Genomic DNA, 19,812 nt, shown 5'->3' with positions numbered 1-19,812 from the left:
TAGTCGCTCAAAAACTTTTAAATAAGATTACTAATGTGCGGTTAGCCAATGTACTAATTAATAATAATTCATCTGTAGTGAGAACGTATAATGACCCAATCTATTCGCGCAAGCAAAATGTTAAGTACCAGGTTCAGTACTAAGACTGTCAAAAAGACAGTCATGCATGTAGCAGTACTTGCTGTGATGAGCACTGCAGTGATAGGGTGTACTCGCGGTATCAAGCCCGTGGTCAATGACCCAGTAAAGTTAGTACAAATTGCGCAGCCAATTAGCGTGCTACAGCCAGTATTTAGCACTGACGTGGGCAATAAAAAAGCCAGCAAAAAAGACTCATTAGATTTGCAGGTTGGTTATGCCAATGGGCAAGTCGTTACTGCCTCACGCGGTGGCGACTTGGTAGGCTTTAATCAAGCAGGTGATCGCTTGTGGTCAATAAACGTTGGTGATCAAATCACAGGCGGCGTTGCTTTAGACGCGCTCAGTCAAACTGCTGTTATCAGTACTCGCAGTGGTCAAATCATGGCATTCGATAGTGCTACGGGTGCCAAGCGCTGGCAGCAACAGTTATCAGGGTCGGTCTTGTCTCCTGCATTGATCAGTAATAATCGTGTGGTGCTATCAGCAAATGATGGTTTCTTGCATGGCTTATCACTACAGACCGGTCAATCAGTATGGCAGTTTGCGACCCAAGTACCAGCCATTAGCGTTCGCGGTAGTGCAGCACCGACGTTATTAGATAATGAAACAGCATTGTTGTCTACTGCCGATGGACGCCTGCATGCGATCACCGTTGATAATGGCTTACCGCAGTGGTCAAGACGTGTCGGTATCGGTTCTGGTAGTAGTGAAGTTGAGCGCATGAGTGATGTCGATGGCACGCCAATTGTAGATAAGCAGCAGATGTTTGCCATCAGTTATAGCGGCCAGCTATTAGGCATTGATTTAGCCTCTCGCCAAGTGATGTTTGTCAATGAGATTGCGAGTCTTAAATCACTTGCTGTGAATGCTCAGCAAGTTATTGCGACTGGCTTGGATGGTAGCGTGGTTGCTTATGATCGTAATAGTGGCGAGACGTTATGGGAAAGTAAAGCGCTAGCGTATCGTGATCTCACCAACCCTGTCATGATTGGTAATTATATTGCAGTTGGTGATTTTGACGGTGTAGTGCATTTATTTGATCCTGCGACTGGCGATATCGTTAGCCGCGTCGAGACAAAAGGCGCACTGACCAACCTGCAAGTACAAGGCAGCCGCCTTATGACTCAAAGTACATCAGGACAAGTGGCTATTTGGCAGCTGGTGCGTTAGTCAGCTAACTAAGTGCTTATTGTTTTAGAACACAAACGCTGCTTGGTCAGCGTTTAGTGCTTTGTGTAAATCGCTTGTTTATAGACAGGCTTTCGCGTACTCTATGCGACCGATGCGCTAGCCATGTATACTGTATATCGTTTAGTCATTCCAGATATTTTTTAAAACTACGATTATTTTTGATTGTAAGATAGCTATCTACTATTTTTGCTATTGTTTTATTATTCATTTTAATTTGCGGTTAAGTACAGCCTATTCGCTGCTATTGTTATGTTGCTGGTTATAAGAACAGCTGTACTGTCCGTCATTGTGCCTTTCACTGAGAGTAACCCATGAGTATCAAGCCTGTGGTCGCCTTAATTGGTCGTCCAAACGTCGGTAAATCCACCTTATTTAATCAGTTCACAAAGAGTCGGCAGGCATTGGTCGCTGATTTGTCAGGATTGACTCGTGACCGTCAATACGGTGACGCGACCTATGAAGACAAATCTTTCATCGTTGTGGATACTGGTGGTATTGGTGAAGCGGACGATGGTAGCGGTAATATTGACGACTATATGTCTGAGCAGTCGCATACTGCGATTCATGAAGCAGATATTATTGTATTCGTTGTTGATGCCCGTGCTGGCATGATTGGCGCTGATGCCGAAATTGGCAAGTTTTTGCACACGTTAGGCAAGCCTGTTTATGTCGTTGCCAACAAAGTTGATGGTGTTCATGACGCCGCGCCTGCCGAGTTCTATGCATTAGGATTGGGTGAGCCGTACCCGATGGCCGCCAGTCATGGTCGCGGTGTGGGTAACTTACTCGAAATCTTAACGGCTGATATGCCTGAGCAAGAAAACATTGTAGAGCCAAGAGGCTTAAAGCTTGCGATTATCGGTCGTCCAAACGTCGGTAAATCAACCCTAGTGAACCGTTTGCTGGGTGAAGACCGAGTAGTGGTGTACGATATGCCAGGTACCACACGTGACAGTATTTACATCCCTTATCAGCGCGAAGGCAGAGACTACGTATTGATTGATACTGCTGGTGTGCGTCGCCGCGGTAAAATTGATGAAAAAGTAGAGAAGTTCTCCGTCATCAAGACGTTGCAAGCAATCGAAGACTCTAACGTGACTGTGATTGTGATTGATGCGCACGAAGGTATCGTTGACCAAGACTTACACATGATTGGTTATGCCTTGGATGCCGGTCGCGCTTTGGTAGTAGCGATCAATAAATGGGACGGCCTGACGCCAGATCAAAGAGATTATATCAAGCTTGAGATGGATCGTCGTTTTAACTTTATTCCCTACGTAAAAGTGCATTTAATATCAGCGCTTCATGGTACTGGCGTTGGCAATCTATACCCCTCTATTTTGCGTGCGTATAAGTCTTCAATGTTTGAAGTGTCAACCAATCGCTTGACGCAAATCTTACAAGATGCGGTTACGGCCAATCCGCCACCAACTGTTGCTGGTCGTCGTATCAAGTTGCGCTATGCACATATTGGTGGTCACAATCCACCAGTTATCGTGATCCATGGTAACCAGACAAGTGCGCTCCCTAAAAGCTATCAGCGTTATTTAGAGAACCAGTTCCGTCAGGTGTTCAAACTTGAAGGCACACCGCTCAATGTTATTTTCAAGCAAAATGACAACCCATATGCTAATAAAAGCGATACGCCAACCAAGGCAAAAACACAGCAGTTGCGCCAACGTGAGCGTAATCGTGCAAAGAAATTCACCACAAAAGACAAAAAGTCTCGTTAGTAACTTTTTATCTAACCCTTCTGTTTGATTCATTGCGTTGTCTAACAGTTACTCATTTTACCGTGTCACTATACACGGTAAAATGAGTATCAAGCATTATTTAGCAATGGTGCTGCATCCGTTCGGTCAATGCAGTCATAAATTACCTCAATCTTTCGCTTATCACATCTTCCAAATACCTGTACTATAAGTAAAAGTTTTCTTTACTCAGTAGAGTGATATGAACAAACGTTCGTCTCAAACCATTTCTATGCTTATCTGGCGCTCTGTTGGTCAGGTCGTAATTCTGGCCGTGCTAGCAGGATTTGTGTTGCCTTTTAGTTATGGGTTGGTACATCATTACCAAGAAGAGCGGCAGCATATCCAGCAGCTGGCTTCGCTATTGACGACCAGCGCATCAACAGCAGATGGTGCAGACATTGTGGCTGATCAAGTCAATGTTTTGCTAGAAAACGGACCTACGATTCAAAGTATTGTCTTCTATTCAACCTCTAAACCGATCAGTGATGTGAACCAGTCCCTTGACGACTGGCGAAATGCTTTATTTGCCGATACTGTCAGCTTTAATTATCCAGTCGTGAGTAAGTATGAGGATGACAATGGGGCAAGTGCTGATAATGCAGCATCTGACCGACAAATAGCCAGCGCCTTGTCAGAAAGTATGGCGAACGCGCCAAGTACGAGTCAGTTGACTGATGACTCTACCAAAAACAGTGCGCTGATTGGCTATATCAACATTACAATGGACGTAAAGTTGCTACGGCTGCACTGGTTCCAAAGCGTCTTATGGTTATGGCTAGCAGCAGTCGTATTGATTTTTTTGTTTGCCTTATATATTTTTAGAAAGCTTAATTGGCCTGTCAAAGATATCGAAGCATTAACAGATATCTGCCAAACCATCACAAAAAACTCGGAGTTAGAGCAGCTACCGATCATCCCACAGCGCTTCAATTTTCAAGAGCTTACGCAAATAAAAAAAGCATTAGTCGTATTATTTGGTCGACTACAAGAGGCCAAAATAGGGTATAAGACATTAGCGGCTTTTGAGCAGCAGCTACATAACAAGGATGTCTCGCTTGATGTACAGCTGCATAATTTTCAGAGCATGATCACCCATGAGCTAAAAACATCGCTCAATGCGATTGTGGGTGGCCTGCAGTTGTTGGATTATGAGAGCCTAACCAGAGAACAGAAAGATGCTGTTGAAATCATCAGTGATGGGAGTGATAAATTGGTCTTATCGCTCGACCATATTATTCAGCTCAATCAGATACAAAAGGGTCAAATAAGGATTCATACCAACGAATTTAATCCGCTACAATTAATCTCTGATCTATTAGTGAAATTTGAGCCTATTGCCAGTCAAAAAGGCTTAGAGCTTATTAGCAATATCCATCACATAGACTATAGCTTGCATGGGGATTCGGCCAAAATTCAACAGATACTATCGATCCTGCTCAATAACGCTATCAAGTTTACCCCTACCGGACAGGTGATTATATCGTCGCAATTGACTCATTTTGATAAGAGCAATCGCTGGAAAATCAGCGTAAAAGATACCGGTATCGGTATTGATAGTGATCATATTGAAGATATCTTCAATCCGTTTTTTCAGGTGGACTCATCACAAACACGTCAATATGAAGGCTCAGGTATAGGTTTGCCTGTTGTGAAGCAAATGGCGCAGCTTATGGGCGCTACAATCGAAGTTGATAGTACATTGGGCTCAGGCACTGAGTTTACGCTTACTGTAGCAATGCCAAACCAGCAGCAGTCCCGTCAGCAGCGCCTTTTATCTGGACTGACCATTGTTTATTACTATTATCAGGAGGCAGGTGCTCTATTAAGTGAGCTGGAGTATCTAGGAGCTACTATTATTTGTCACCAGTGTCCGCAGCAGGTGATAAATGAGGTTAGAACCCAAAAAGTTGATATGGTGATGTTTGCTGAGGATGTATTTGTAGAGAAAGCTGAGCTGCTAGCCAAGAGTATTCGTCAGTACGAAAGTGAAGAGGGTACGCAGCGCACTCTATTGGTATATTGGTATCCACCGCACCGAGCGCGCTATGTTGACAGTTTTGAATACGGACTAAAAGCAGCTGGTATTGACTACTGCCATCGTTCCAACTATAAAGACAAGGCACTGAGCGATTTATTAAAGCGCTGGTTGGTATGGACGTAATGCGACAGCTCAATACATGATTGGTGATTGGCTCTGTCAAATTCGTATGGTGTGGTCGGTAGTACGCTAGATATGATTGACCAGCAATAATACTCGTATAGAGTTTCCTACCGCTACTATGTTTGCTAGCGATTAAGCAAACGTTTTCTAGTACAAAAAAAGACGCCCAATGTTGAGGCGTCTTTTTGTTAAGGGGTCTTTACTGATTCATACGTTGTTAGCGTTATTATTTATGTTGTTGTCTATAAAGAGAGCAACTTCTAAAAGAATAAAGTATGTCCTATAAAGATAAACTACGTTCTATAAAGATAGGGTAACGCTTAAAAAAGATTCTTTGCCCAGCGTACAACATGTTGCCAAGTACGGCTGAAGAATCCCGACTGTTCGATATCACTGGTCGCGATAACAGGAACGGACGCCACCGCTTTACCATCAATAACCGCCATCATCTTACCGATTTCTTGACCTTTTTTGATAGGTGCTTCTAAACTCTCAGGAATATCGACTACTGTAGTGATTTTATTTTTTTGTGTTTTGCTGGTTAGGATCTGTAAATTATCGCCAGTAGCTAGCTCTATCTCATCCGCTTCCCCAAACCATACTGGAATTTTGCTGACAAACTGACCAGCAGGTGCTTTAGTGACTGTGGTGAAGTGACCAAAACCCCAATTGAGTAGTTCACGCGATTGATCCGCACGCGCTTGTTGGCTCTTAGTGCCCATAATGACAGAAATTAGACGCATACCGTCGCGGTTACTAGAGGCCACTAAGCAATAGCCTGCAGCATCCGTATGACCTGTTTTTAGACCATCAACAGTTGGGTCAGTGATGAGCAGAGCGTTACGGTTACCTTGGGTGATGCCATTGTAGGTAAACTCTTTTTCGGCATAAATACTATAGTAATCGCCACTATTTTTGATAATAGCGCGGGCAAGTTTAGACAAATCTAAGGCTGATGCTAAATGACCCTCATCAGGCATACCGGTTGCATTGACGAAGTTGGTATTTTCCATACCAATCTTCTGCGCTTGCTCATTCATCAAAATAGCAAAAGATGTTTCGCTACCAGCAATATGCTCAGCCATTGCTTTTGAAGCATCATTACCTGATTGGATAATGATACCGCGTAGCATGTCGATAACGCTGGCTGTCTTATTAACTGGAACATACATACAAGACTGGCTGCTACTACCACGGCACCATGCATTTGGACTCATGAGCACTTGGTCGTCTTCTTTGAGGTCACCCGATGCTAGGCGCTGCTCAATGATGTAACTGGTCATCATCTTGGTTAGAGACGCTGGCGGTAGCGCTTCATTAGCATTCTTTTGAGCCAAAATCTCACCAGTATTATAATCCATCAATACATAGGCGGTATTATCCATCTCAGGCGGCTGTATGGCTGCGTTTGCCATCACTGCACTCATTGAGATACTTACACCCACTACCAACTGTACCAGCTGATTTTTCACACGCTTTACTGTCATATATCGTTACACCGCATCATGGAACCAAATGTATCTATCGCTTATGCTCAGTACCAATTTTCATATATTATTTTAGGCAATATACCTTAGACATCATGTCTAAAATCATGTATCTACAAAAATAGGGACGACGGCACGATAGACATAAAATTAACGCCTTATCTTAGCAAAATGCCAACCGATGGGGAATCGATAAATGCAAAAAAGTAAGACAAGAATAAAAAGAAAAATGAATACTAATCAAGTGCTTGCTTTTGTTGAAGTATAACTGGTTTGCGCTTGTCATAAATGTGATAACCACAAAAAAGCCTGCCGTGCCATCTGTGATTTATAAATGGCGTTACGGCAAGCTTTGTATGATATAAACCACACGATATAGTCTATATCATTATCTTCTATAATGACTGCTAAAAATTAATAGCTAATGATTAACGCCGTTATTTTATCTGCTAATACACTCTATTAATATTCAGCGTCTGCTAAATCTTCGCACAGAGCTTTGTTTTCTTGCTTTGAGAAGCCCATTGTCCAGCTACGGATACCTTGTAATATCTGACGGTAGTCTTGCTGCGTTGACAGATATTGAATGGCTGCTTTTGGATCTTCTAGAGTTGGCATTAATTCGTGCAGTTGTACAGTGTATGACTTATAAAAACGTTGTTTTTGCTTACCGTTCAGCATTGATGGACAGATCTCTGATAGTACCTGCATCACAGCGATTTCATGCTTAGTGATATTAATGCCAGACAGATCTAACGGAATAGTGGTCGCAGGATTGTTTGCAGCATTAGACGCTTGAGACAGCATGGCAACAGACGTTATCAGTCCTGCAAGCCCGATTTTTGAGGCAGTCTTTGCTATTACAGAAGCTATAGATAATATCGATTGATTCTTCATTCAGTATTACACTCGCTTATCTTTATTTGATGGTGATATGTTAATGGGTAAAAAAACAAAAGTCACATAAAATATTGATTTATGTGTAGATATCTTGTGAGCCGAGGGCACTTTATAGAAACATATCAGTAGCATATACCAACGAGGTCACCTCAGTATAAATGCATCAGTTTGTATTGTTGTATGGTGTTGCGTATTGTAACGCACTGTTTGTTCCTACTTTTTTCTCAGTTTGGTTTGATAGCAATAGCACAGTTATCGACAAAAAACGCAATACATTTTCTAGTGAAAACCGGGGATTTCAGAGTACATTATTAAGATATAATCACTCGAGCAATTAAAGTGAGCTATCTTACGATGGTTGACGTCATTTAGATGAGATACAAGTGGAAGAGGTATAAGGTAACTAAGTGCAGGTGTCTAGTATAGATATATATTGAATACTTCAAGTGCAGTTAACGCTAGCACTCTTTTATAGAGGGTTGACCATATAATGATATGGCAAGGCTTTTAAGATGGAAGCGTTAAATTTTATCTCATTTATAGTTGCAATTTTTGCATCAATAAAGATATGGTACGGTAACAAAACCACGGGCAGATAGAACGTCTGATACAAACATAACGAGCTGATATGAAATTTTTGATTAGTAATGATGATGGGGTGCATGCGCCAGGATTATTGGCTTTGTTTCAAGCACTATCGACTATTGGTGAGGTCTTAGTGGTTGCCCCAAACGACGAACAAAGTGGCTATGCTAGCGCACTGAGTGTCTCAAAACCATTACATACGCATCAATTACCATCAGGGTTTGTAGCAGTAAACGGAACCCCTGCTGACTGTATTCACTTGGCACTGCATGAGCTACACCGTGATATGGACTTTGATTGCGTCATTACGGGTATCAATTCAGGAGCAAACTTAGGTCAAGATGTGATGTTTTCTGGGACCTTTGGTGCGGCGTTGACAGCACAGCTCTTTGGAATACCTGCTATCGCGACGTCTTTGGTAGGTGGCGGCGTAAAAGATGGCGGGCAAGAATCAGCAGACGATTATAAGGTAGCAGCCAATGAAATCGTCAAACTGCTTACTGATACACCGATTTTAGATACTCTCAAAAGTTTGCCCTATCATGTATTAAACGTTAATATCCCTGATGTGGGTAGCGCAGATGACATTAGAGGTCGAAAGATAACCTCATTGGCACACAAACAGATTGCTCAGCCTGTACGTCATATGATTGATCCGCGTGGCCGGGATGCATACTGGCTGTCTTTACGAAAACGTAAAAACGACGAGTGTATGGAAGAATCGCCTCTAGATACTGTCGCTCCGTTATCAAGACCCAAAGATGGCGGGTTTGGAAGTGACGGCAAGTGCGGAGATATCGCTACGCCGGTGATGACAGATGATCAGGCTGTAGTGGCAGGGTATGTCAGTTTATCGCCAGTACGTCTGCACCATACGCCGACGGTGGCATTGGCTCAGTTTTCGACGCTGTTTAGGCACTAAAGCTATAAGTTAGGCAATAAAGCCATAAGCTCGATACGATGTAATTCAAACCATATAAATAGCCATCATGGTTACTTTACCATCTACTGTGTTAGTGATATAAGTCATTTGATGGATGGCTAAGTGTAGTGTGCAGTCAAAATACCAAAAGAGCTTTTAGTGATGTCAAAAGCTTTTGGATGATAAAACAATAGATCAGCAATACAAAGAACAGGAACCTTGTATGAAAAAAATTACGACCGGATCGCACCTTGCCAAAGCGGCGTTGATTGGCACAATGGCAGTTGCTACCTTGTCTGTGGTGGGCTGTGCAACTAAGCCGACTTATCAATCACCTAATCAAGCTGGCCCCAAGATCATAACCAACGCGCAAGGCGTCCCTAACTATCATCGCGTACAGCGCGGCGATACGGTCAGCCAAATTGCGGCGCGCTATCGTCTCAACTATCGTCAAATTGGCGCACTAAATAACCTAGATAGTAAATATACGATTTATAGTGGGCAGTGGCTCAAGCTATGGCAGGGCAGTGCGGCAACGACGGCTAGCAATAATAGCTACAGCAGACCAGCACAGCCGCAACCTACTTATACGCCTCCTGTGACGGCGGCGCCAACGCCAGCGTACGGAGCAACTGCCAGTTCGACCTCTGGCTATGACTATCCTACTCGCAATCCAGTGACTCGCAACATTGATCCTGCGGCAGGCAACATGGGTATGTGGTTTGCTGGAAACATTGGTGATCCAGTACTTGCCAGCCAATCAGGAACAGTGCTTTACTCAGGTAACGGTCTACCAGAATATGGCAATTTGATTATGATTCGTCATAGTGATGACTATATCACTGCCTACGCGCATAATAGCCAATTGCTTGTAAAAGAAGGGGATACGGTACAGCGTGGTCAACGCATTGCCAATATGGGCAGCAGTGGTCAAACCAATCAAGTCGGCTTAGAGTTCCAAGTTCGCTTGAATGGTAATCCGATAGATCCGCGTACGGTACTTGATCGTTAGTACTAATATATCAGTACTAAGATATCATTATTAATACATTAACATTGAGGCATTGTTGCTGATGGCTAGGCGACTTTGAGTCATTCATTTATTCATATTTGAGATTTTTATGAAATTAAAAAAACAATACCTCACCCTGATGCCAGCATTAGTAATGGTCGGGTGTACAAGTCAACAAGCAATGCAAAAAAAGCCTGTCCGTCAAGGCGGTGTTGAGATCACTCAGACTCAAACTGTTCAGGTAAGGCCGACACCTGCACCAGTTGTCAAGCCGCAGCCCGCCCCAAAGCCTAGTTATAGTAGTTTTTCTGATTGGAAGTCAGACTTTTCTATGCGCGCGATATCAGCAGGCTATGATGCTCAGGTTATTCGCCGGATGTTGGATTCGGCATATCTGAATCAGCAGGTTATCTCGCTAGACTCAGGGCAGCCTGAGTTTTCTAAAATGCCGTGGGAGTATGTAGACTCTGCGGTATCAAGTGGACGTGTCAGCGTCGGCAAGCGTAAATTTGCAGAGCAGCGTGAGTTTTTGTCGCAGCTAGAGTCGCAGTATGGTGTTGATGCCGAGATTATTGCAGCGATATGGGGTATGGAGTCATCATATGGCGCGGTCACTGGCAACAGTGATTTGCCAAGCTCGCTTGCCAGTCTTGCCTATGATGGTCGTCGTCAAGCCTTTGCTGAGGCCCAGCTGCTATCGCTAGCAACGCTGCTACAGCGCGGTGATGTCTCATGGTCACAGCTCGATGGCTCTTGGGCAGGTGGTATGGGACAGACACAGTTCATTCCTGAGACGTGGCTCAAACAAGGTGTGGATGGTGATAATAATGGTCACCGCAATCCATGGGCAACAGGCGATGCATTAGCTTCTACGGCCAACTATCTTAGTAACTCAGGTTGGGTTCGTGGTCTAGCGCCTTTTTATGAGGCAACCGTGCCAGCGTCATTTGACTACTCGGTCGCTGGTAGCAAACAACCTGCAGCTAGATGGGCGGCAATGGGTGTAGATACGATCGCTGATGTGTACCTAGATGCCAATACCGAGATGGAGCTGTGGTTGCCAGCTGGTAAAGATGGTCCAGTGCTACTCCTAAGTCCCAACTTTGATGTGATTAGAGTGTACAATAACTCATCGAGCTATGCATTAGGGGTGAGTCTGCTGGGCAAAACGATTGATGGACAGAGTGGGTTGCAAAAATCATGGCCCCGTTATGAGCGTCCATTATCTACCGCGCAAGTCACGAATCTACAACGTCGTTTGACCAGCATGGGTTATGATACCAAGGGCGCTGATGGTATCGTGGGTACCAATACGCGTATGGCATTTCAGCGCTGGCAGGCAGACAATGGGCGAACCGCAGACGGATTTATCACTCAAAACAGTGCATCTTCATTGGCTGGCTGGTGAGGGACACTGGCGGTATTGATATACTGGATAAAAGCAACTTTTGCGAATTGTTTTTAATCGCTCTTGATTATCCATTAGTTCGCTAATAGTTACCTATCAGCTCCCAGACCCCCATTTTGCCTTGCTCTACAAAAAGCACCTTGCCAAGGTGCTTTTTTTGCTCCAGTCTATGTTTGATCTTGCCATACCTCATTACTGCAATAGATGTGGTTACGAGCATTGAATGTTGAGGGTACTCTAATTAACGACATATGCTCGTTTTTTCAAAACTTATCAGGACAAGGTTAATACAAGAAAGTTGATACTTTGGGTGATAGACTCTAGATACTGCATCTTTAAGAGCTTTATATTTAATAACATCTTTATCTTTAATAACTGCTTTTAGTTAGAGCTGTCGATAGTAATAATTGCAGCTATTGATAGTATGTATATGTATTTTATAAAAAATAATTAGAACGATCAAAAGAGCGTGCCTTTATGATTACCATGGAAGAATTACAAGCGGCAATAAAGCTGCGTATCAACGATTATAATAATACGGATTTTCCGCTACAAAAAAGAGCCATCAATACTTGCGATTTATTAGGCAGTCGCAACCACATACTGGCGCAAGATATTACCTCACCTTTCGATGTGCCCAGACAGAACCTTTCTGCTATGGATGGCTATGCCATTGCTGATGGTAGCGATCTATCAGACGGTAATACTATCGAAATCATTGGTGAGTCTCAGGCGGGTAGTGCTTATACTGGTGTGACAGCAGCAGGGCAGGGTGTCCGTATTTTTACGGGAGCAGTTGTACCTGATAGCTGCAATACGGTTGTCATGCAAGAAAATACCAACTTTGCTGATATCAGAGATACCATCGATAAGTCGCAGCCCTATAACATTACGCTCACACAAACGGCTAAAATCAACAATAACATCCGCGCGCAGGGCGAAGAGATTGAGTCTGGCGAAGCCGTTCTAAAGATAGGTAAGCGCCTCAACTCTGCTGATATCAGCTTACTTGCCAATTTAGGTATCGACCAAGTGGAGGTGTTTCAGCCACTTGTTATCGGTGTACTCGCAACAGGCGATGAGCTCGTGACTATCGGTGATGGGCTGCAAAGCCTAGCACAAATATATAATTCAAATACCCCAACGCTCAAAAGTCTACTGTCAGATTTACCAATTGTTATTCGCGACTATGGCATTATTCCTGATAATCTAGACAAGACCACAGCCGCTGTCCATGAAGCGATGCAACACTGTGATGTGCTGATATCGACAGCAGGCGTCTCAGTTGGTGACTATGACTTTTTGACGACGGTGATCGAGACACTTGGGCAGATTAACCATTACAAAGTGGCAATGAAGCCGGGTAAGCCTTTTGTATTTGGTGAGTTGAACAAGAGTCTTGATAAGCCTGTATTATATTTTGGACTACCCGGTAATCCACTCTCTACGGTTGTGGGTACGCTACAGTTCGTCATACCTGCACTATGGCAGATGTCGGGTGCTACTGTATCAGAGCAGCCTATGCCGCTAACTATCAAAGCGATGCTTACCAATGACATCAGAAAATCTCCTGGTCGTAAAGACTTTCAGCGCGGTATATTGTCTCAAGATGATGCAGGTAACTATCAAGTTGAATGCTTCTCTAATCAGCAATCGCACAGGATTAAGCAGCTAAGCCGTGCCAATTGTTTTGTTGTTTTGGACAAAGACAGCAGTAACGTGATAGCGGGTAGTGACGTTGTTGTACAACCATTTCCTTGGCTACATCGCTAGCTTGGCGTTTGCTAATTTGATATAAGCTGATTGAATACAGTGAAAAAAACAACATAGTAATGGCATGCTAAACACGAATAATAAAGTAACGCTTATGACAAGCAATACTGATGGCAGTGAAATATGAATGATGACCACATCCAAATAGACAGTCCGCAACTATACTCTCCTGTGTCAGCGCCAGCGTTTGCAGACAGCTATACACAGTCAGCGCTAGTAGCACCGACGGATCAAATACACGCTCATCAACCTTTGACCGATGGGTTTTCGCGACGTCTGACCTATCTGCGCCTATCGATCACCGATTTTTGTAATTTTCGCTGTGAGTATTGTTTGCCTAATGGCTACCAAGGTAAACGTCCTGACGATGAGCTGAGTATTTCTGAAATTGCGACATTGGTGCGCGGCTTTGCGCAAGTAGGTACCAAGAAAGTAAGAATCACTGGTGGTGAGCCCTCTATTCGTCGTGATGTTGTCGAAATCATCGAAACGATTAAGCAAACGGACGGCATCGAAACAGTAGCAATGACCAGTAATGGTTATAAGTTAGGTAAGCACTTAGCCAGCTGGCAAGCAGCCGGACTTGATCAGCTTAATATCAGCATGGACAGTTTTGATGCCGCTACCTTTCATAAGATGACTGGCTTTGATACCTTGCCGCAGATATTGGCTGACATGGATACGTTGTTAGAAACGACCGATATCAAGCTCAAAATAAATAGCGTTTTGATGGCGGAGACTGCCTTTGAAAACCTCATTACAGCTATCGATTACGTAAAAGACAGGCAGGTCACGTACCGCTTCATTGAGTTTATGCAGACCAGCGACAATAGCGATTTGTTTTTTGCGCAGCATGCTCAATCTGATATTATCACTGATTATTTATTAGAGAATGGATGGCAGCCGCATGAGCGTGGCAGTGCCGATGGTCCAGCAGTTGAGTACAGTCACCCTGACTATGCCGGGCGTATTGGTATGATTGCGCCTTATGCTGCGCATTTTTGCGATACTTGCAACCGCCTGCGAGTCAGTAGTCAAGGTAAGGTGCATTTGTGTTTATTTGACCAGGGTAATTATGATATTCGTCCATACTTACAGCAAGACGATATTCAAGGACTGGTGAATACCTTACATAGCTTTATGCCGATCAAGCCTGAACACCATCATCTTCATGACTCCAACAGTGGTATCATGCACAATCTATCGATAATCGGTGGCTAGAATAAGTTAGCTTTTTATACTAATACTCGATTAATTATTCTTTGCTCAAGCTGTTTTTTACCCTGAATATTTTATTAAAACCATTTTGATATAACTATAAAATCATATTTAGAAAGGATCTTTTATGAGTAAGCCTGCTGCACAATTTACACCGCTCAATATTGCTGTATTGACCGTTTCTGATAGCCGTACGCTTGCAGAAGATACCTCAGGTCAGTACTTGGTAGACAGCTTGACCGAAGCAGGGCATCATTTGGCAGACCGCCAATTAATCACTGATGATATTTACCAAATTCGCGCCGTGATTAGTGGTTGGATTGCCAGTGCAGACGTGCACGCGGTCATTACGACTGGCGGTACAGGGTTCTTTATCAGAGACAGTATGCCAGAAGCCGTAAGCGTACTATTTGACAAGTCTATTGATGGTTTTGGTGAAATGTTCCGTCTGATTTCAAAAGATGAGATTGGGATGTCTACGGTGCAGTCAAGAGCAGTAGCTGGTATGGCAAACGGTACAGGTATATTCTGTCTACCAGGCTCATCTGGTGCCTGCCGTACTGGTTGGGAAAATATCTTAAAAGAGCAATTTGACAGCCGTACGCGCCCATGTAATTTTGTGCCACATTTTTTGGCACAAAATCCTAGCCATGATTGAGTTATAAATAATTGACCTATGAGTGATATACAATCAAGTCTGAAAGGTAATAGAGTAGTAACAGATTGCTCAAATAATCTGGATGGTTTGGCAGGTGTGGTTATCTTGGCAGGCGGTGCATCTAGACGTATGGGAACGGCTAAGGCTATGTTGACGCTACCGTCAGGTGAGCAGTTATTGGATTACCATGTCCGTCAAGCAAGCAAGTTACAAATTCCTATTTTGATTGCAGATAATGGACGTAGTTTTCAAATTGGTTCAGATATAAATCTAGGAAACCCCAATTCGCCTGTTATGCATATTGCTGACTATAGTTCTAATAGTAATGCCAGTAAATGCGACGATACGATCAACACTGGCGGCGCTCTAGTCGCTATTGAATCAGCACTGCAAGTACTGCTTAGATTACAAGATTCACATGTATCAAAAAATAAAAATGAATCATGGTTGCTGGTTATTAGCTGTGACAGCTTAATACCTGCAATCGATCTGTGGTTGACATTACAGCAATCGGTGCACCAAGTCATTAATACACAAGCTGTCGATAAACAAGTCATTTGTTTAGAAGATAACAGTCATTTTTATCCACTACTGGGTTTATACCGTTTAGATATCGAGCCTGATCTAAAAGCCTATATTGATAGTGGTCAGCGTCGAGTGATGCCATTTATTCAGCCGAGGGTGGAGGCTGTGCCATTTATTGTAGAATGGCAGCATTTAACCAACTTTAATACGCCTAAAGATTTTAAGCAGGCATGTGCCGCTCTACCAAAAGAATAAAAATACTAATAAAGAGATTACTAAGAAAAGGCTATATCAATGAGTAACAGTGGACAAAAAAATCAGCAATCTGCTTTATCGCATTTAGACGGTAACGGCGACATTACTATGGTTGATGTCAGCGGCAAGACGGCAACAACGCGAGAAGCCAATGCTACTGGGCAAGTTCGTTTTCCTGATGAGATTTATGCGCAGATCAAAGCGGCTGATGGTATGACCAAAAAAGGCAGCATCACCCAAACGGCACATATCGCTGGTATCATGGCGGCCAAACGTACCTATGATCTGATACCGCTTTGTCATCCACTGCCATTGGATAAGATCAGTCTTGCTTTTACGTACCATGATGCACTTAGCAGCATTATGGTAAGCGCTACTGTTAAAGTCACGCACAAAACAGGAGTGGAGATGGAAGCACTAACCGCAGTGAGCGTTGCCTGTTTGACCATCTATGATATGACTAAAGCGCTATCGCATGACATCGTTATAGATGATATTCATCTAGTCAACAAGACAGGCGGTAAGTCAGATTATAGTCATGCTTAATACAAAAACAATGAGCTCATGTTCAAAGAAATATTGACTATTAAGCAAGGAAGCTTGTAAAGAGAGGAGAGGGTTATGAGTGCTATCGATACAAAAGCTGATATTGAGTCAATGATGGATATCAATGTCATCTATTTTGCCAGTTTGGCAGATGAAGCCAATCGTCAGCAAGAAACAGTAAAAGTGCAGCAGAATACTTCATTGACCGAACTGTACGAACAGCTCAATCAAAAGTATCGCTTTAGCCGTCCGCAGGCAGACCTACGCGTCGCTGTGAACGACTACTTTGCTAAGTGGACAGATCACATAAATGATGGTGATAGCGTGGTGTTCATCACCCCAGTTGCTGGTGGTTAGGTTTATATTTATGAGTGGCGACAACGCCGCTATTAGCACAAAAGAGACAAGATATGACAGATAACGTCCATGACCATTCAATGACTATTAAACGTAGCGCTGATGAGGCTTACCTTATCGCTGAACGTGATGGCTTTGCAATACTAGACATTGCTATTGATGAAGATAAGCTCAAAAGTACGCTAGACAATGACAGCTGCGGTGCGTTTGTCTGCTTTGAAGGGCGGGTGCGCAATCATAATAATGCTACAAGCGTAGATCGTCTTACCTATTATGGTTACGAAGATTTGGCCATCAACCAAGGCCGTGCCATCATAGAAGAGGCCAAGAAACGCTTTGAGATTACTCATGCCATCGCGATACACCGTATCGGAGCCTTAGAGATTGGTGATGTGGCTGTATGGGTAGGGGTGGTGTCGGCACATCGTTATCCTGCATTTGATGCGTGTCGCTGGATATTAGATACGATCAAAGCAGATATTCCCGTCTGGAAGCAAGAGTATTACGAAGATGACTCGTCCAAATGGCTAAGCAATAATGGTTAAAGTGGTCAAGTCAGTAGCTGCTGCTGGAGCGTTTACCTGTCTGCTGCTCGCACTAAGCGCTTGTACACAAGATAGTGGGGCCAAGTCTTCGGCTGATACGACTGAGCAAGACAAAACGCTGCGTATCGCTGCGGCTGCCAATCTATCTGATGTGCTACCCAGCATCGTTGATAGTTATCAGGCAGATAATAATGTCTCTGGACAAGACGCCTTAGATATTGACGTCACTTATGCCTCCTCTGGCAAGCTGTATGCTCAGATTAGGGCAGGGGCACCTTATGATATATTTTTGTCCGCAAATCAGGAATTTCCAGCAAAGCTTGCTGATGAAAGCATCGCAAATAAAGCCAGTGAGTCAGTGCGTCCGTTTACCTATACCAGAGGGCAGTTAGCACTTTATAGTGTCACAGAACCTTTGAGTAGTATCACGCCAACCTCACTCAGTGAGGTGTTTAGCATTGCCAACTTTACCAGTAACGGTAAGATAGCCATTGCTAATCCTGATCTTGCCCCTTATGGCGCCGCGGCAAAAGCCTATCTACAATCACAGAAGATGTATGACACATTAAATGCTCAAAAACGTTTGATACAAGCAGAGAATATCGGTCAAGCGTTTCAATATGCACACACAGGCAATGTGGACTATGGTTTTGTGGCGCAGTCTCAGCTTGTCTCAATACAAGCCAAACCTGAGCAGTTTGTTATTTTACCACCCGCAGCCTACCCACCTATTCTACAAGATGGCATTATCATCAATAATACAACTGCTGCCGCAGCGTTTATAGGCTACTTGCGCTCGGAGGTGGGGCAACGACACTTCTCACAAGCAGGCTATCTGTCTATCAATTAATTCGTTAGACTAGACATTCTACCTATAAAACGAGCAGTGACATTATATGATCGACCCGTCTCTTATGTCAGATATGCTCAGTCCATTTTGGGTGAGTATCAAGCTCGCTACTGTTACGACCTTATGTCTATTGCTATTTGCCACGCCTATCGCTTATTGGCTGGCAAAACCCAGCCGTAGACAAGCTATGGGACGTCTCAAAGTAGTCCTCATGGGTATCATTGCTATGCCACTAGTGCTGCCACCTACCGTCATTGGTTTCTATCTACTTCTCTTCCTAAGTCCCAATGCTGGTATCGGTAAGTGGCTCATTGAGCACAATATCAGTCCATTGATTTTTACTTTTGAGGGATTGATGGTTGGTTCGATTATTTACTCGTTGCCTTTTTATATACAGCCAGTATATGCACAGTTTTTGCGTATTCCCCAAAGTGTGACGGAAGTGGCGCACCTGTTAGAGCCCAGTCGATTGCGCCGATTTATCAAAATCTCCCTACCGCAAGCGCGCGTGGGTATCATTTTGGGCAGCTTAGTTAGCTTCGCTCATACCATTGGCGAATTTGGTGTCGTACTGATGATTGGGGGCAGTATCTCTGGTGAGACTAAGGTCGTATCGATTGCGATATATGAACAAGTAGAAGCACTCAACTATGAGGCGGCGCACATGATGTCGGGTGTCTTGATTATTATGGGGGTAGTGATGGTGGCGTTGATTGCCAGTGTCAGCCGCATGAGTCAGCGTCCATAGTCATAAACAGATATACGCCCGTTGGATGATTATAACTATCACTAATGCAAAAGAGAGGCTTATTGAGAGATACTTATATCAGTAAAAGTATAGATGTTAGAGTAAATATAGAAGACAAGAAACACAGACACAAAAAAACCCCAAACAATCTAATGTTTGAGGCGAAACTTGCTTAAAGTTTAAATTCGTTTTAGCTGTTTACAAGAAATGGTGTAGCGAACAGAGTTACTACTTGAGATTTTCGACGTGAAAGGCTAAACCAATCATGTTTTAATAATTTTTATGTCATCTACAAAATTTTTAAACCTGAAAATAATAGGCATGAGACACTAAATATCAATCCTAGATAATATCTAAGATCCTGACTAAAAGGCATTATCATCGATATATTAGGAAACGACCTAATAACATAAATCTTACTTTTATCCATACATTTTAGTAATCTTGCATTGGCACTTTCATAACTTAGCCTCATTACAGAATTTGTAGAGTTAAGTAAGCTGTTCTTATAATTTTCTTCTGATACCTCGTATTCATAGGTAACACTGATAGAGTGCCATTGTCCTAGATAAAACTTTTCGCCAAAAGGTGAGATATTATATGAAACAACTTTACAATTAATTTTTTCTCCAAATAGACAAATAAGGGCATCTATCAAGAAACACCCTGCTATAAAAACTGTAATTAGTAAAGAAGATAAAAACATACTATACAGAAGAAATATCTCGTACATAATTTGAGTCGCTATAATCTAGATTAAATTTTTTCTATAATTA

17 protein-coding genes are annotated in these 19,812 nt (G+C 43.1%); 15 read left to right on the top strand and 2 right to left on the bottom strand.

All coding sequences use genetic code 11. The features are described 5' to 3' along the window. Positions 1 to 90 precede the first annotated feature (90 nt). The 3 genes from bamB (at position 91) to AC5JP1_RS06300 (ending at position 5,247) form a co-directional block, all read left to right on the top strand. Complete coding sequence (bamB, locus tag AC5JP1_RS06310) at positions 91 to 1,311, top strand: outer membrane protein assembly factor BamB (protein ID WP_493843541.1); 1,221 nt, start codon at positions 91 to 93, stop codon at positions 1,309 to 1,311. Positions 1,312 to 1,643: 332 nt separating this feature from the next. Then, positions 1,644 to 3,065: a ribosome biogenesis GTPase Der gene (der, locus tag AC5JP1_RS06305; protein ID WP_319049976.1), complete on the top strand. Its 1,422-nt coding sequence runs from the start codon at positions 1,644 to 1,646 to the stop codon at positions 3,063 to 3,065. A 220-nt stretch (positions 3,066 to 3,285) separates the two neighbouring features. Further along, the gene (locus AC5JP1_RS06300) at positions 3,286 to 5,247 is read left to right on the top strand and encodes a sensor histidine kinase (protein WP_493843540.1); all 1,962 of its coding nucleotides are present in this window, start codon (positions 3,286 to 3,288) and stop codon (positions 5,245 to 5,247) included. A gap of 320 nt (positions 5,248 to 5,567) precedes the next feature. Here the strand turns inward: AC5JP1_RS06300 and AC5JP1_RS06295 are convergent, their stop codons facing one another. Further along, complete coding sequence (locus tag AC5JP1_RS06295; RefSeq protein ID WP_319049978.1) at positions 5,568 to 6,734, bottom strand: D-alanyl-D-alanine carboxypeptidase family protein; 1,167 nt, start codon at positions 6,732 to 6,734, stop codon at positions 5,568 to 5,570. A gap of 462 nt (positions 6,735 to 7,196) precedes the next feature. Next, a complete protein-coding gene (locus AC5JP1_RS06290; protein WP_443524695.1) occupies positions 7,197 to 7,631 on the bottom strand; it encodes an MCR_0457 family protein in 435 nt (144 codons plus the stop codon). 631 nt (positions 7,632 to 8,262) lie between these two features. Here AC5JP1_RS06290 and surE point away from each other — a divergent pair. From surE to modB, 12 genes are all read left to right on the top strand, one after another. Next, positions 8,263 to 9,141 carry a 5'/3'-nucleotidase SurE gene (gene surE / locus AC5JP1_RS06285; protein ID WP_443524693.1) on the top strand — a complete coding sequence of 293 codons (879 nt, stop codon included), beginning with the start codon at positions 8,263 to 8,265 and terminating at the stop codon, positions 9,139 to 9,141. Between the two features lie 223 nt (positions 9,142 to 9,364). Next, a complete protein-coding gene (locus AC5JP1_RS06280; protein ID WP_443524691.1) occupies positions 9,365 to 10,153 on the top strand; it encodes a M23 family metallopeptidase in 789 nt (262 codons plus the stop codon). A gap of 109 nt (positions 10,154 to 10,262) precedes the next feature. Continuing rightward, positions 10,263 to 11,561: a lytic murein transglycosylase gene (locus AC5JP1_RS06275; RefSeq protein ID WP_493843539.1), complete on the top strand. Its 1,299-nt coding sequence runs from the start codon at positions 10,263 to 10,265 to the stop codon at positions 11,559 to 11,561. Positions 11,562 to 12,038: 477 nt separating this feature from the next. After that, positions 12,039 to 13,334 carry a molybdopterin molybdotransferase MoeA gene (locus tag AC5JP1_RS06270; RefSeq protein ID WP_443524688.1) on the top strand — a complete coding sequence of 432 codons (1,296 nt, stop codon included), beginning with the start codon at positions 12,039 to 12,041 and terminating at the stop codon, positions 13,332 to 13,334. 123 nt (positions 13,335 to 13,457) lie between these two features. Next, positions 13,458 to 14,555: a GTP 3',8-cyclase MoaA gene (gene moaA, locus AC5JP1_RS06265; protein WP_443524687.1), complete on the top strand. Its 1,098-nt coding sequence runs from the start codon at positions 13,458 to 13,460 to the stop codon at positions 14,553 to 14,555. A 124-nt stretch (positions 14,556 to 14,679) separates the two neighbouring features. Beyond that, on the top strand, positions 14,680 to 15,210 hold the full coding sequence (moaB, locus tag AC5JP1_RS06260) for a molybdenum cofactor biosynthesis protein B (protein ID WP_443524685.1): 531 nt from the start codon (positions 14,680 to 14,682) through the stop codon (positions 15,208 to 15,210). 18 nt (positions 15,211 to 15,228) lie between these two features. Further along, complete coding sequence (gene mobA / locus AC5JP1_RS06255; RefSeq protein WP_443524683.1) at positions 15,229 to 15,990, top strand: molybdenum cofactor guanylyltransferase; 762 nt, start codon at positions 15,229 to 15,231, stop codon at positions 15,988 to 15,990. Between the two features lie 39 nt (positions 15,991 to 16,029). Next, on the top strand, positions 16,030 to 16,536 hold the full coding sequence (gene moaC / locus AC5JP1_RS06250; RefSeq protein ID WP_443524681.1) for a cyclic pyranopterin monophosphate synthase MoaC: 507 nt from the start codon (positions 16,030 to 16,032) through the stop codon (positions 16,534 to 16,536). Between the two features lie 75 nt (positions 16,537 to 16,611). After that, on the top strand, positions 16,612 to 16,893 hold the full coding sequence (locus tag AC5JP1_RS06245; protein WP_443524679.1) for a MoaD/ThiS family protein: 282 nt from the start codon (positions 16,612 to 16,614) through the stop codon (positions 16,891 to 16,893). Positions 16,894 to 16,946: 53 nt separating this feature from the next. Further along, the gene (locus tag AC5JP1_RS06240; RefSeq protein WP_493843538.1) at positions 16,947 to 17,438 is read left to right on the top strand and encodes a molybdenum cofactor biosynthesis protein MoaE; all 492 of its coding nucleotides are present in this window, start codon (positions 16,947 to 16,949) and stop codon (positions 17,436 to 17,438) included. Then, positions 17,431 to 18,288: a molybdate ABC transporter substrate-binding protein gene (gene modA / locus AC5JP1_RS06235; protein ID WP_493843537.1), complete on the top strand. Its 858-nt coding sequence runs from the start codon at positions 17,431 to 17,433 to the stop codon at positions 18,286 to 18,288. The genes AC5JP1_RS06240 and modA overlap by 8 nt, the downstream gene beginning before the upstream one ends. A gap of 46 nt (positions 18,289 to 18,334) precedes the next feature. Continuing rightward, a complete protein-coding gene (gene modB / locus AC5JP1_RS06230) occupies positions 18,335 to 19,036 on the top strand; it encodes a molybdate ABC transporter permease subunit (protein WP_493843536.1) in 702 nt (233 codons plus the stop codon). Positions 19,037 to 19,812 lie beyond the last annotated feature (776 nt).

This window comes from Psychrobacter sp. H29, assembly GCF_059073055.1.
This window is presented reverse-complemented; position numbering and strand designations above follow the sequence as displayed.